The sequence below is a fragment of the Allobacillus saliphilus genome (assembly GCF_018138385.1).
GTDB classification, from domain to species: Bacteria; Bacillota; Bacilli; order Bacillales; family Alkalibacillaceae; genus Allobacillus; species Allobacillus saliphilus.
The window spans coordinates 18,745-32,315 of the sequence record NZ_JAGSIE010000033.1; the positions used below are offsets into that span (position 1 = coordinate 18,745).

Consider the following 13,571-nt stretch of genomic DNA (forward strand, 5'->3'; position numbering starts at 1 on the left):
ATTTATCCTCCCTCTAATAAACTACCATAGTTAATACATTTAATGAATAACTTTTTTAAATTTTTTTAATCTAATGATACGGAATCGCCAAAACGCTCATAAGTGTCAGCAACAACTTCGTATTCAGAGTGTTCAGCTGTATCAATAGCGTCCCAAGTGTATACGTCGTTCATAATTCCAATCATTTTCTCGTCATCATTAAATGACATGAAAGCATCTTTGATTTCTTGAACAAGCTCTTCATCTAGTTCAGGGATAACCGAGATTGTGTCGTTAGGGATTTCTTCTGTGTATTCTAATACTCGTAGTTTTTCTTTGATATCTGGATATTCTTCTTCTAGATTTTCACGAACATCGTCAAATGTCGTTGCAACATCAGCGTCACCTTCATATACAGCGATTGCAGCTGTATCGTGACCGCCTACTTGGACAGTTTCACCAAAGAATTCTGTAGTTAACGCATCTGGAGATTCGATATCAAACTTCTGCATTAACTGGTTAGCTGGGAATAAGAATCCGGAAGTAGAAGTTGCATCCGCGTAAGCCCATCTTTTTCCTTCAAGGTCTTCTAATGATTCGATGTCGGAATCAGCGTGTACAAGGTATTGAGCTTTGTACGTAGAAGAACCGTGGCGGATGGATTTTAAGATAACCTCAATATCATACTCTTGGTTAGCAATTACATAACCGAACGCTGGGATGAATCCAATATGTACTTGTTCAGCACCCATTGCCTCAACCAAGCCGTTATAGTTCGTCATCGTACGAGCCTCAACTTCGATTCCAAGAATTTCTCCCAATTCATCAGCAAGTGGTTCAACAGTTGTAGCAATTGTCTCTGCATCCTGGGATGGAACAAAGCCCATGACAAGTTTATCTGGTTTAGAGCTTCCTTCGCCGCCCTCTCCAGAGCCTTCATCATCTGAACCGCATGCAACTAGTAGGCCAGCAAGAAGAATGGCAGCCAACAACATAAGAATTTTTTTCAAAACTAATTTCCCCCTTATTGGTAGTTAATAGCCGAACAACTTCATTATAAGTAATCTCTGTGATTAGTACAACATAATTTTTATGAAAATGAGCAAATTTTACATACTTTTTACAAAAAAGAGCGACACAATAGGGGGTCGTTGTGTCACTCAAAAATTTTTAAAAATTACAGATGCTTATTTAATTGGTTTTCAAGCTCACGAACTTGTTCTTCTTCTTCCGGTGTGCTCTGTTCATAAGCAGCTTGGATACTGTGCTGCACGAGTTCAAGCTCTTTTTGACGATCTTCTTGACTTGCGTGTGTTTGCTGATTAGTTAAATTTTGTACCGCTTGGCGTGCTTGCTCAATCCATTTATTAGCCAAATTAAAAACCTCCTCGTGTGTGTTGGTCTTTTTCAGACTGTTTTCTTTCTTTGTCTGTAAACAAATGATCGGCCGACGATGACTTGGATGAACCTTTTTGTTGTAATGGTGGCTGTTCATCGGTAGTTTTCTGTTTTTCTCGGTCCATTCAAAGCCCTCCTCATAAGATATAGACAAGAAAAAACCTGAACACTTTACGAGTGCTCAGGTATAGATTGTGCAATTTTATTTAAAATATAAATCGGGATTTAATTTTTGGAGAATTGCTTTTTGTTTAATCGTAAATAATCCTCAAGGAAATGACTAATGCCATCTTCTTCATTCGTTAATGTGATTTCTTTTGCCAATGTTTTTAACTCATCGATTCCGTTACCCATGGCGACACCGACTCCAGCGTACTCAATCATTTCCAAGTCATTGTCTTCATCGCCAAAAGCGATAATTCGTTCTTGTGGAATGCCATAATACTTGGAGATCATTTGTAGACCGATTGCTTTATGTAGACCAGAGCGGATAACTTCAACAACGCTAAATGGATCCATCCATTTACGGTGATCGATGAGTGAGGCATGATTTTCATTCAATGCTTCTTGAATTTTTGGTGCTGCCTCTTCATCTGGATAAATTAGAATAGAAGATGGGTCCGTTTTTAAGTTTTCTTTTAAATCGCCAAATATGGCTGCCTCTTCAAGTCCTGTTGTGAAAAAGTTCGTCATTAAGCTTTCGTCGTTCTTTTCAATATATACTTGATCAATAATTTCAGCCATAACATTTTTTGAACCAAAATGATTCGCAATATCGAAAATATCATATGCTGTATCTTTAGGCATTGGAGAATGTTTGACACCCCAACTTTTATCTTTAGGGTGATGTACATATGCACCGTTCATATTAACCATAGGTGTCGTTAAGTCCATTTGTGAGTAATATTGCTTACTGACACGATGTGGTCTTCCTGTAGCAATGACAACAATATGACCCGCTTCTTTTGCGGCTTCAATCGTTTTTAAGTTTTTTTCAGATATTGTTTTTTGATCGTTTAGTAGTGTTCCGTCCAAATCAAGTGCAATAATATGTTTTTCCATAATTTTTTCACCTCGGCAGAATAATCGCTAACTCGTTCTAGTTCATACAGTATAGCATATTTAGTGTTGGAAAGCATTTTGCTTTCTGCGTATATTGGTTGAACAACAGATTATTCTTAGATACTATTGTAGAAAAACATTCACCGAAAGGGAGAGCGACGTTGATTACCATTACACATGAAAAAATCGAACACATTCCGAGTCTTCTTATATCAAATGAAAATCAGCAACAGAAACCTGTTGTCGTTTATTTCCATGGCTTTACAAGTTCAAAAGAGCAAAATCTTTCACAAGCTTATTATTTAGCTGAAAGAGGATTTCTCGTCATATTACCAGACAGCTTCCATCATGGCGAAAGAGCGACAGAATCGAACTTCATGAAAATTCAACAGGATTTCTGGAAAATCGTTTCGACGAACGTTTCTGAGCTACATACCATTTATACTTGGGTTCAGCAAAAAGGCTTTATGAAAAACGAACAATTTGGTCTCGCAGGTACGAGTATGGGTGGTATTTCTACGGCAGCCGCGTTGACCCAATATAACTGGATTAAATATGCTGGGATCATGATGGGTTCAGCGAAAGCCCAAGAGATGGCCAATTATTTAATCGAAGGAATCACTTCTCAAGGTGTAGAGCTTCCTTTTTCAGAGGAAGAAATTGAAGAGCAAATTAATTCTTTACGTAAAATTGACCTTTCGAAACAGTTAGATCGGTTGAACAGGCGTCCATTGTTCGTCTGGCACGGAGAAGATGACCAAGTCGTTCCATTCAGTCATTCAACGTCTTTTGTAGAACAACTACTCGAACAACAACCTGAATACCCAGTTCAGTACGTGACTGAGAAAGGAAGAGATCATAAAGTTAGCCGTGAAGCAATGATTCAATTGAGTAATTGGTTTGCAGAGCAAGCGAAATAGTTTTATTTCTTTAAATAAATATTAAAACTGTTTATAATGGAAGTGAGGAAATAAGAGGAGGTTGTAACATGGATGAAGCCTTGAAAGATAATCTATGGGGCGCACTTGAAACCGTGATCGACCCGGAATTAGGTATTGATATTGTAAACTTAGGCCTCGTTTACGATATCGATTTAGATGATGAAGGTACGGCAATCGTCACAATGACATTGACTGCAATGGGATGCCCACTTGCTGGACATATCGAACAGGACGTTAAGCGTGCAATGTCAGACATGCCTGAGGTAAAAGATACAGAAGTTAATATTGTATGGAATCCACCTTGGACAAAAGATAATATGTCCCGTTATGCGAAAATCGCACTTGGAATTCCTGATTGATCAATAACCCCTTTTTCAAAATGGTTCATCTTTTTGAAAAGGGGGTTTGTTTTGTGGGCTCTAAAATATTTATTGGGGTAAATACACAACTGGCGTAGGTTTCGATGATGGCGGTTGGTGTCAGAAAATCCGCTTAATCGCGGTGCTACAGGGTAAAATTGAAGATCTTCAGTGTTAATCTGCCAGGCTTCAGCGTTAATTTACAAAGCTTCAGCGTTAATTTGCAATGCTTCAGGGTTAATTTCAAATTTTCAGGGTTAATTCGTTATTCTTCAATGTATATCCGAAAACTTCAATATACGCACATCGTCATGAACATCCGTTTCTTGTACTCCTCTTACATGTTTGTATCTTAATTTCTAACATTTGACTTTAAACCGTTTTTGACCAAAGTCCGATTGACTTTAAACACACTTTCAATGATCACCGAAATTTTGAGAGGATATAAAAAGATCGAGAAGAACACGAGGCTCTTCCCGACACGTTAAAAAATCATTATAATAGGAAAAATACTAAAACACCGGCGATTAAGCAGTAGTATGCGAAGTATTTTAGGTTACCGGATTTCATAATATTGATGAAAAGTAACAAAGCAAAGTAAGAAGACACAATGGCCGCTAACAAAGCTATGATATAAAGTATAAACTGGCTGGAGACTTCTGGATTGCCAACTAAATCGTCCACTGCAAAAATGGTCGTTCCAACACTTACTGGTATATACATCAAAAATGAAAAACGTAATGCGCTATCTCGCTTCAAACCAACGAGCATTGCAGCAACGACTGTTGCGCCTGAACGGCTGATGCCTGGTGCTAGCGCCAATGACTGTGCAAGTCCGATGATAATTGCATCTTTCAAGGTTATTTCTGTGTCGTCTTTGTAACCTTTCAGATTGCGAATAATCCATAGAGCGATCCCTGTAAATATAAGCATTAATCCTACATATTTCACTTCTGCAAAAGATTCTCCAAATAGGTCTTCAAAGAAGACACCTAATAACCCAGCAGGAATCGTAGCGACAACTAATAGTAATAAATACGTAAAATCACTCTTGTATTCTTCATTCTTTTTAAACACATAGTCAGAAGCATGGTTGACGAGTAAAAAGATATCTTTTCTATATATAACCAAGACTGCCAACAATGAGCCGAAATTGATAAACGCTTCGAAAGTAAGTCCGGGTAAATCAATGTTCATGAATTCTTGAACAATTTTTAAATGGCCACTTGATGAAATCGGAATCGGTTCTGTAAAACCTTGAAATAAACCTAGAAATAAAAACTGCAATAATTCCCATAACTCTGTCATGCTGAATCCTCCTCTTACGGGCACATATCTCCTCTCAGTTGAATATAGTAACGTTGAAAGGAGAGGATTATGTGTCGCAACAACAATCAAAACCAATGTATGCACTGTGTCATAAGCATATGAAACAATACGTATTAATCGAAACGGTGCACGGTGAAAAAATAGACGGTGTGATCATGGACTTGGATGATGATCACGTATACTTGATCATCCCGAAGTATAACACTTTTGAAACAAGACAATGGGGGTATTACGGTCCCGGATATGGTTATCCACCGTACGGTTATCGACCAGGTGGATTAGGGCGGCTAATATTGCCTCTTACTGCAATTGCTGCCTTAAGTTTATTACCCTGGTAGCAATAAAGAAAACTCGTCGTTTGACGAGTCTCGAACAAAACATCACTTAAGATTGGCCAATTATGCTAAAAAAGGTTGACTCATTGACTGATTACTACGCCAGAGTCAACCTTCTCACCATTAATTGGTGGCATCATCATTACTTAATATGCCATCTCCGACAATGACTGCTGTTAATGTGAATACAGCTGTCAATACAAATGTACCTGTCAGGTCGAATGAAGCGCCACTCATACTACCAAGTACATATACAATCATTGCGCTAAGTAAGAAACTCCAAACTATTGTCCCAATATATCTCATTAATCTTCACCTCTATTGTTCAAACATGAAACTTGTTTCCATGATTTAGTGTATCAAATGATTCAATAAAAATAAATATATTTATTTGGAAGTTCATGAATCGTTCAAGTCTTTATTAAATAAGGAGTGAAATCGGTGAAGGTTATTGTTTATCCGATAGAAAAGTGGTTTTGTTATTACGTGATCGACGAGCTATTAAAAGAAGGTTATGAGGTATATGCATATTCTGGAGTCAAAGAAAAGGATGCTTCTGATCAGATCAATCACCAAGTTGAACAATTGCAGCTAGCCTTTGGTAGAAACGCTCAATTTCATTTAGAGGAAGAAGTTAAAGAGGTGGCCCCAATAAACCATGGTATTTTTATTGAAAACTTGATGGAATCTGATGTGTCGAGAGGCATTTACCTAACGAACCAATCAAGTGAAATGAATGACGAACGGATAAAAATAATCTCTACAGAGTACATTGAAATCAGTGATGATGCGTTCATTCAGCGGGTTGTTCAACCAAATGCCAGTTCAAAAGAGACAAAAAAAGAATGGCTTTCGAATGACGGGAACGGTGACAAAATTGATCATGATACAAAAATAAAAATCTCAGCTAAAAAATTGGCGCGTTGGATGATTGTACATGGAATGAAGGATATGATTCCTCAACAAACCTACTTACACGGAACAGATCAGAGCAAATCGATTTATTTTTTGTCATAAATAAAAAAGAAGCCATGGATGCTTTATCTAAAATGTAAAAAACCTTGAATGTCCGTTCCTGATTGTTGCCAAATTCCCGCAAACATAGCACAATGAAAGAAAATAGTTAACCGGAGTGCCTATAAAGTGAGAGAGAAAATCTTATTACTGTTGATTGGACTATTTATAATTTTATTGGGTGGTTGTAACTTAATAACTGAAGATGGCGAATTAGAAAATGTAGGCTTGATTCTCGAGGGAACGATTCATGATGAGACATGGGGACATAGTGCGTATTTAGGTCTATTAGAGATTAAAGATACGTTCAATGTCAGTGTGATGTTTGAGGAAAATGTAACGGAAGTTAGACAACTTGAAAAAATTGTCAGTGATTTCGATCGACAAGGGGTTAATTTAATTTTTGGACAGGGTAAAGGATTTGGCCAATATTTCGATCGAATCAACAAATACTATCCTCATATTCAGTTTGTTTATTTTGAAGGTACAGCTTATGACAGCAATATCACTTCCATTCAATTCGATCACTATGATTCATATTATTATGCTGGGATGCTTGCAGCTGAAATGACAAGAAGAAATCAGATTGGTATTTTATCACCATATGCTGAAACGACTGCGTTAGAAGGTTTTTTTGAGGGTGCTCGCACTATTAACCCTCAGATACGTATTCACTATAAATCGATTGGAAGTGGATATGATCAACAGCAAGCAATGAAGCAATATCAAGAGATGGTGAAGAAGGGGATTGACGTTGTATTTCCAGCTGGTGAAGGATTTAATACGCCGATTATCCACCAGGCGAAAAAAGATGGCATTTCTGCAATTGGCTATATTAACGATCAATATGAATTAGCGAAAAATCATGTGCTCACAAGTACGGTTATTGAAATGGAAGAGGTTTATCGGGAAGTTGCACAATTATTAAACGACGGAAATTTGACTTCGGGAATCATCCGACTCGGCTTTGAGAATCAATATATTCATTTAGGGACATACGGTGACCACGTACCACCATCTGTTCGTAACTGGTTGGATCAAAAAATGGAGGCGTATTTGGAGACAGGTGAAAAATAACTATTATATGGGTACATTTTTAACCATTTATTTTGTTTTTATAAATTTAAGCCTTTCCGAAGGCTTTTTTTTCTGTTAAAATTAATACCAGGTCATAGAATAAGATAGTAAGAGGAATATAAAGTGAGGAGATGACTCCAAAATGAACGCAGGAATTTTAGGAACGGGACATTTTGTTCCCGAGCGTATTTTAACGAATAAAGAGTTAGAAGAAATGGTTGATACATCTGATGAGTGGATTCGAACACGAACAGGAATTGAGGAGCGAAGAATCGCACCTGACGATATGAACACATCAGACATGGCTTATGAAGCGGCGAAAAATGCAATGGAAGAAGCGGACGTAAAGGCAGATGAAATCGATCTGATTTTAGTGGCTACCGTTACGAGTGATATGGGGTTCCCATCGGTTGCAACGCAAATTCAAGCCCGACTAGGTGCTTTCAAAGCAGCAGCTATGGATGTGAGTGCAGCTTGTGCCGGATTTATGTACGGCATGGTGACAGGAAAACAATTCATTGAAGCAGGAACATATAAAAACGTTTTGGTTGTTGGCGTTGAAAAATTATCAAAAATTACGAACTGGGAAGACCGGAACACGTGTGTGCTGTTTGGTGACGGTGCAGGAGCTGCTGTAATGGGCCCTGTTTCTGAAAACCGTGGTGTTTTATCTTTTGAGCTAGGTGCTGATGGCCGAGGAATTCCACATTTACATCAAACGGAAGAAGACGTCATTTATATGAATGGCCGTGAAGTGTTTAAGTTTGCTGTACGCCAAATGGGAGAATCAGCGTTGAATGTCGTTGAAAAAATAGGACTTACTAAAAACGATGTAGATTATTTAATTCCGCACCAAGCAAATATCCGAATTATGGAAGCGGCAAGAGAAAAGTTGGATATCCCAGTTGAAAAAATGTCCAAAAAGATTCAGAAGTACGGAAATACATCTGCTGCATCCATACCAATCGCTTTGTCCGAAGATGTAAAGTCAGGTAACGTTAAAGATGGAGATTTAGTCGTATTAGTCGGATTCGGCGGTGGATTGACATGGGGAGCAGTCGCATTCAGATGGGGAAAGTAAAGTTGATCAATTATTAAAATTAAATGATAGGAAAGAGAAGGGAGTATTACAGAATGACGAAAAATCGCGTAGTGGTTACAGGTCTAGGTGTTGTTTCGCCTGTCGGAAATGACGTTTCTACGATGTGGGATCGATTGATTTCCGGCCATGTTGGAATCGGTGAAGTAACTCGAGTGAATGCTGATCATTTTCCAACAAAAATTGCTGCAGAGGTAAAAGGTTTTGATCCGAATCATTATATGGAGAAAAAAGACGCACGGAAAATGGACTTATTCACTCAGTTTGCAGTCGCTGCTGCAAAAATGGCGTTAGATGATGCAGAACTTACAATTGATGAGTCCAATGCAGAGCGGACAGGTGTATGGATTGGATCTGGAATTGGCGGAATGTCGACATATGAATCGCAATATGAAAAATTTCTCGATAAAGGCCATCGCAGGGTGAGTCCGTTCTTTATTCCGATGATGATTCCAGACATGGCTGCCGGTCAGGTTTCCATTCAGTTCGGTGCAAAAGGGATTAACTCCTGTACAGTTACAGCATGTGCTTCGGGAACGAATTCCATTGGAGATGCATTTAAAGTGATTCAACGCGGTGATGCGGATGCCATGATTACCGGAGGAACCGAAGCTCCAATGACAAATATGTCATTCGCAGGATTTACACAAGCAGGCGCTCTGTCAAAAAGTGAAGATCCAATGAAAGCAAGTCGTCCATTTGATAAAAATCGAGATGGTTTTGTTATGGGTGAAGGTGCAGGTATATTAATTCTTGAATCTTTAGAGCATGCCCAAAAGCGTGGAGCGAAAATATATGCTGAAATCTGTGGCTATGGGTCAACAGGGGATGCATATCACGTAACTGCACCGGCACCAGAAGGGGAAGGTGCTGCGCGCGCCATGCAACAAGCTGTGGATGATGCTGGTGTCGCCGTTGATTCCGTTGATTACATTAACGCACATGGAACAAGTACGGAATATAATGATCAATATGAAACGAACGCAGTGAAAACTGTATTTGGTGAACACGCTTATCAACTAGCGATGAGTTCAACCAAATCAATGACAGGACACTTACTCGGTGCAGCGGGTGGCTTAGAAGCAATCGTATCGGTGTTATCGATCAAAAATAATATTATGCCTCCGACAATGAATTATGAAACACCTGACGAAACATGTGACTTAGATTACGTACCAAATGAAGCCAGAGAAAAAGAAGTGAATGTAGCGATGTCCAACTCATTAGGTTTTGGCGGTCACAATGCTTCATTATTATTTAAAAAATATAATTAAAGTCAACACTTAAAGAAGACTCTCGATGAAATTCGAGAGTCTTTTTTGTTTTGCTTATTTACAGGCCGTTAGTGTTCAAACATGAGATTGATTACTTTTCATGATTTGTTGTTTATCGGCATCTTCAATTATTTAGATTCGGTATGTATGAAAAAACGAACGCATACAATGAACAAAGGGACAAGCATGGAGGTAATCCAATGTGGCAATTAATCGTATTCATGATTGGTTTTGGTTTTACTTGTGTAGGTGGCGTGTCAATTATTGGTTACTTAAATTTTCTTCCTGTCGGTATGAACCTGACTGATTTTTTTCTTTTTATTTATAAAAGGCCAGAAAGCTATTTACTGCCGCTTGGACTTTTAATGCTCACATTTGCCATGTATAAAAATCCATTTCAATCATAAAATCAAGAATAAAAATAGTTCACTTGGCCATAATGAGCGTAAGAAGAAGAACATAACAAAGTGAGGGGTTTATATGTTATACGTTCATGATATTTGGGTGAATTGGTTTGAAGGCGAAGAAAACGGATACAACGTTTGCCATTTTCACGAATGGAGAAAAAGTGATTCCATCGAACTTCTTGATCAAATCCCTGTCATTTATGTCGAGGCAGATCTATTCAATTACATAGAGAATGACTTACAAGATATACCACGTGATTTATTGGATCTTGTCTTTGAACGTGCTTATTTGAAAAAACAACATCAGCGTATACCTCTCGATCATGCATTTATCATGACTGAAGGTGTTCATACAATGGTGGTTGATACGCTGGGATATGAGATTCCAATTCGTAAGAGTCGAATGATACCTCGTCAAGAACGATTGGTTCTGGAGTTAATCAAAAGCAGAAAGCCTCAAGAGTTTACATTCAATAATAAGAAGCAAGATAAACAATATCATATACTTTCCTTGCAACCACAATACATGCTCGGTTTGACAAGAAAGGAAAGGCAATTGAAACATTTACTTATGCTCATGCTCGACCAACTGAATCAAAGTAAACGAATTGATGAGCTACGTTATTGGCTTACTGAATGGACACCAGCACAATATGAAGTAATTCAAGAAATGGATTTTGAACAAGGATTTCAGCAATTAGTCAGTGAAGTGAAGCAGGGGTGGAGTGCTCGACACGACGAAATCTGTGAAAAAATGGCTAAAGGTCAACCTTTTTTTGAAAAGCTATGGGAAATGGAACAAAAGAAACAGAACGCAATCAAGAGTATCTGAAGCCCGTCAAATCGGGAAAAATACATCTGAATATCTCATTAAGATTACATTCGACAAAATTCGGTAATATTTTGTCGAATTTCTGTTATGTTTGTCATATACACTTAATTCCTGCGTAACCACAAGGTGGGTTCTCCTGTGATAACATAGGTTTTGTCAAAATGATTAGAGGGAGGACACATCTTTTATGAGAAAAACATTTCTTTCGCTAGCTGGCGGACTAATCATCTCTGGAGCAGTATTCAGTAGTTCAGTTTCAGCAGAGGAAACTTACCAGGTGAAACAAGGTGATTATCTGAACCAAATAGCAGATAAATTTGATACAACTGTTTCCGACATTATGGAGATAAACAATCTTGAGGATACATTAATTATTACGGGTGAAACATTAAAGATTGATGCCACACGTACAATCGAGGTTGTTAAAGGGGAAACATTATCTAAAATTGCAAACGATTTTGATGTAGAGGTAGAAGATATTAAAGAATGGAACGATCTTGATTCAGATTTAATTCTGATCGGTCAAGAACTAGAGATTGACATTCCACTAGAGGAATTCAATGAAAAATTAGAAGCTAGAGAAGGTGGACAAGCAGTTCAATCTAGTAACAATAAAGCTGCAGCTTCCGAATCTAGTAAACAAGAGAAGCAAACTAGTAACAAACAAGAACAAACAACTGAAAAACAAGATAAAGTAAAAGCAACGAATACAACAAATCAAAATACTTCATCAAACCAATCATCAAATCAGAGCCAACAATCTAGTCAGAAAGAGGGTAGAACTCTTACAGTAGAAGCAACCGCTTATACAGCTGATTGTGCTGGCTGTTCAGGCGTCACAGCAACAGGTATTGACTTAAACAACAATCCAAATATGAAAGTAATTGCTGTTGACCCGAATGTCATTCCACTAGGAAGCCGCGTTCATGTTGAAGGATATGGTGAAGCAATCGCTGGTGACACAGGTGGTGCCATCAACGGTAATATCATCGACCTTCACGTACCAACAAAAGCAGAAGCTTACCAGTGGGGTAGAAGAACAGTAGAAGTTACAATTCTTGACTAAATAATCTACTTTTTATATTCCCAATTTGGGAGCATAAAAAACAACCGTGATAAAAATTCACGGTTGTTTTTTATGTTTTTTTTATTATTAGTAGAAAACTTATCTCTTGAGATGAACTCGACCGATTCCCATTGCTTTTTTAGCTTTTTTTACGGTTTTGTTAGCAACGTTTGCTGCTTTTTCTGCCCCACGGTCTAAAATTTCATCCAATTCTTCTGACTCATACAATTCGTTATATCTTTCTTGAATTGGTTTTAAGGCATTTACTACAGTTTCGGCTAGATCTGTTTTGAATTCGCCGTAACCTTTTCCTTGATAGTTAGTGACTAGTTCGTTCACGGTTTGATTTGAAAAAGCGGCATAAATATCGAGTAGGTTTGAGATGCCGGGTTTATTATCTTTATCGTATTCGACAATCCCTTCTGAATCCGTAACAGCACTTTTAATCTTTTTCTCAACCCGTTTTAAATCATCCAACATATATATGGAAGCTTTTTGATTTTCATCTGACTTGCTCATTTTCTTCGTAGGGTCTTGCAAAGACATAATACGTGCACCGACTTCTTGAACTCGTATATCAGGAATAGTAAAAATATCGTTAAAGCGTTTGTTGAAACGTTCAGCCAAGTTTCTCGTTAGTTCTAAATGTTGTTTCTGATCATCCCCAACAGGCACAATATCAGTGTTATAAAGTAAGATATCCGCTGCCATTAAAGGTGGATAAGTCAATAGACCGGCTGGAACGGACTCTTTTCCGCTTGCTTTGTCCTTGAATTGGGTCATTCGTTCCAATTCGCCAATCGAAGCGATGGTCTGAAGCATCCAAGAAAGTTCTGTATGAGCACTCACTTCAGATTGGATAAATAAAGTGGATTTTTCAGGGTCAATTCCACTGGCAAGATAAAGCGCAGCCAATGAACGAGTTTGTTCTCGTAGTTTTAGTCGGTCTTGAGGTACGGTAATCGCATGATAATCTACAATGCAGAAGTAGCTATCATAGTCGTACTGAAGCTCAGGAAATTGCTTCATCGCCCCGATATAGTTACCGATCGTTAATTGACCAGACGGTTGGATTCCTGAAAATAATGTTTGTTGCATTCATATTCATCCTTTCAAATTTTTCTATGTAGGAATTTTTGATTTCTTTCACTGTTTCAATCACCGCTAATTAAATGGGTAAATCAATTGGTTTACTCGTTGATTTTATCATATATTAAAAATTATTTCCTCAACTATTGGGGTGCCGTCAAAATGCTTTAGAGTCGAATTGGAATTGTGACACCATGTAGCTATTAAAAATAAGGGAAAAATATATTTATGTAAATGAATCAATTTCATAATTGCTCTTTTTAAAAATACAAAGACTTCTCCAATGTTTTGAATTGCATTTTTAAAAACA

18 protein-coding genes are annotated in these 13,571 nt (G+C 37.9%); 10 read left to right on the forward strand and 8 right to left on the reverse strand.

Annotated features, from left to right (window positions below; translation table 11 throughout):
- Positions 1–65 precede the first annotated feature (65 nt).
- The 4 genes from KC820_RS10705 to KC820_RS10715 all read right to left on the reverse strand — a co-directional run bounded on the left by KC820_RS10705 (position 66) and on the right by KC820_RS10715 (position 2,439).
- Entirely contained in the window at positions 66–989 is a 924-nt protein-coding gene (locus KC820_RS10705) for a phosphate/phosphite/phosphonate ABC transporter substrate-binding protein (protein WP_236782639.1), read from the reverse strand.
- A 167-nt stretch (positions 990–1,156) separates the two neighbouring features.
- A complete protein-coding gene (locus KC820_RS13295) occupies positions 1,157–1,354 on the reverse strand; it encodes a DUF3813 family protein (RefSeq protein ID WP_236782640.1) in 198 nt (65 codons plus the stop codon).
- 1 nt (position 1,355) lies between these two features.
- Positions 1,356–1,502 (reverse strand): hypothetical protein, encoded by a 147-nt coding sequence (locus KC820_RS13300; protein WP_236782641.1) that lies wholly within the window; start codon positions 1,500–1,502, stop codon positions 1,356–1,358.
- A 100-nt stretch (positions 1,503–1,602) separates the two neighbouring features.
- The gene (locus KC820_RS10715; RefSeq protein WP_212370955.1) at positions 1,603–2,439 is read right to left on the reverse strand and encodes a Cof-type HAD-IIB family hydrolase; all 837 of its coding nucleotides are present in this window, start codon (positions 2,437–2,439) and stop codon (positions 1,603–1,605) included.
- A gap of 161 nt (positions 2,440–2,600) precedes the next feature.
- On the opposite strand from KC820_RS10715, the gene KC820_RS10720 reads away from it, so the two are divergent.
- Both KC820_RS10720 and KC820_RS10725 read left to right on the forward strand, forming a co-directional pair.
- Entirely contained in the window at positions 2,601–3,359 is a 759-nt protein-coding gene (locus KC820_RS10720; RefSeq protein ID WP_212370957.1) for a prolyl oligopeptidase family serine peptidase, read from the forward strand.
- Between the two features lie 68 nt (positions 3,360–3,427).
- Positions 3,428–3,739, forward strand: a complete 312-nt coding sequence (locus tag KC820_RS10725; protein ID WP_144088606.1) for a metal-sulfur cluster assembly factor — start codon at positions 3,428–3,430, stop codon at positions 3,737–3,739.
- A gap of 495 nt (positions 3,740–4,234) precedes the next feature.
- On the opposite strand, the gene KC820_RS10730 is transcribed toward KC820_RS10725, so the two are convergent.
- Positions 4,235–5,047 carry an undecaprenyl-diphosphate phosphatase gene (locus KC820_RS10730; protein ID WP_212370958.1) on the reverse strand — a complete coding sequence of 271 codons (813 nt, stop codon included), beginning with the start codon at positions 5,045–5,047 and terminating at the stop codon, positions 4,235–4,237.
- A gap of 71 nt (positions 5,048–5,118) precedes the next feature.
- On the opposite strand from KC820_RS10730, the gene KC820_RS10735 reads away from it, so the two are divergent.
- Complete coding sequence (locus KC820_RS10735; protein ID WP_336511044.1) at positions 5,119–5,406, forward strand: hypothetical protein; 288 nt, start codon at positions 5,119–5,121, stop codon at positions 5,404–5,406.
- 120 nt (positions 5,407–5,526) lie between these two features.
- Here KC820_RS10735 and KC820_RS10740 read toward each other — a convergent pair whose 3' ends face one another.
- Entirely contained in the window at positions 5,527–5,709 is a 183-nt protein-coding gene (locus KC820_RS10740; protein ID WP_212370960.1) for a YjzD family protein, read from the reverse strand.
- A 135-nt stretch (positions 5,710–5,844) separates the two neighbouring features.
- Here KC820_RS10740 and KC820_RS10745 point away from each other — a divergent pair, with 135 nt between their 5' ends.
- The 7 genes from KC820_RS10745 (at position 5,845) to KC820_RS10775 (ending at position 12,172) form a co-directional block, all read left to right on the forward strand.
- The gene (locus KC820_RS10745; protein ID WP_212370962.1) at positions 5,845–6,420 is read left to right on the forward strand and encodes a hypothetical protein; all 576 of its coding nucleotides are present in this window, start codon (positions 5,845–5,847) and stop codon (positions 6,418–6,420) included.
- Positions 6,421–6,546: 126 nt separating this feature from the next.
- Positions 6,547–7,494, forward strand: coding sequence for a BMP family ABC transporter substrate-binding protein (locus KC820_RS10750; protein WP_212370964.1), 948 nt, complete (start codon positions 6,547–6,549; stop codon positions 7,492–7,494).
- Positions 7,495–7,636: 142 nt separating this feature from the next.
- A complete protein-coding gene (locus tag KC820_RS10755; protein WP_212370966.1) occupies positions 7,637–8,575 on the forward strand; it encodes a beta-ketoacyl-ACP synthase III in 939 nt (312 codons plus the stop codon).
- Between the two features lie 53 nt (positions 8,576–8,628).
- Positions 8,629–9,867: a beta-ketoacyl-ACP synthase II gene (fabF, locus tag KC820_RS10760; RefSeq protein WP_212370968.1), complete on the forward strand. Its 1,239-nt coding sequence runs from the start codon at positions 8,629–8,631 to the stop codon at positions 9,865–9,867.
- 200 nt (positions 9,868–10,067) lie between these two features.
- The gene (locus tag KC820_RS10765; RefSeq protein ID WP_144088598.1) at positions 10,068–10,274 is read left to right on the forward strand and encodes a YuzI family membrane protein; all 207 of its coding nucleotides are present in this window, start codon (positions 10,068–10,070) and stop codon (positions 10,272–10,274) included.
- A gap of 73 nt (positions 10,275–10,347) precedes the next feature.
- Positions 10,348–11,106, forward strand: coding sequence for a DUF3603 family protein (locus tag KC820_RS10770; protein WP_212370970.1), 759 nt, complete (start codon positions 10,348–10,350; stop codon positions 11,104–11,106).
- 187 nt (positions 11,107–11,293) lie between these two features.
- Positions 11,294–12,172 carry a LysM peptidoglycan-binding and 3D domain-containing protein gene (locus KC820_RS10775; protein WP_212370972.1) on the forward strand — a complete coding sequence of 293 codons (879 nt, stop codon included), beginning with the start codon at positions 11,294–11,296 and terminating at the stop codon, positions 12,170–12,172.
- A gap of 99 nt (positions 12,173–12,271) precedes the next feature.
- On the opposite strand, the gene trpS is transcribed toward KC820_RS10775, so the two are convergent.
- Both trpS and KC820_RS10785 read right to left on the reverse strand, forming a co-directional pair.
- Complete coding sequence (trpS, locus tag KC820_RS10780; protein ID WP_212370982.1) at positions 12,272–13,270, reverse strand: tryptophan--tRNA ligase; 999 nt, start codon at positions 13,268–13,270, stop codon at positions 12,272–12,274.
- 108 nt (positions 13,271–13,378) lie between these two features.
- Positions 13,379–13,571, reverse strand: a 193-nt coding sequence (locus KC820_RS10785) for a hypothetical protein (protein WP_212370984.1), incomplete at its 5' end; no start/stop codon positions are given.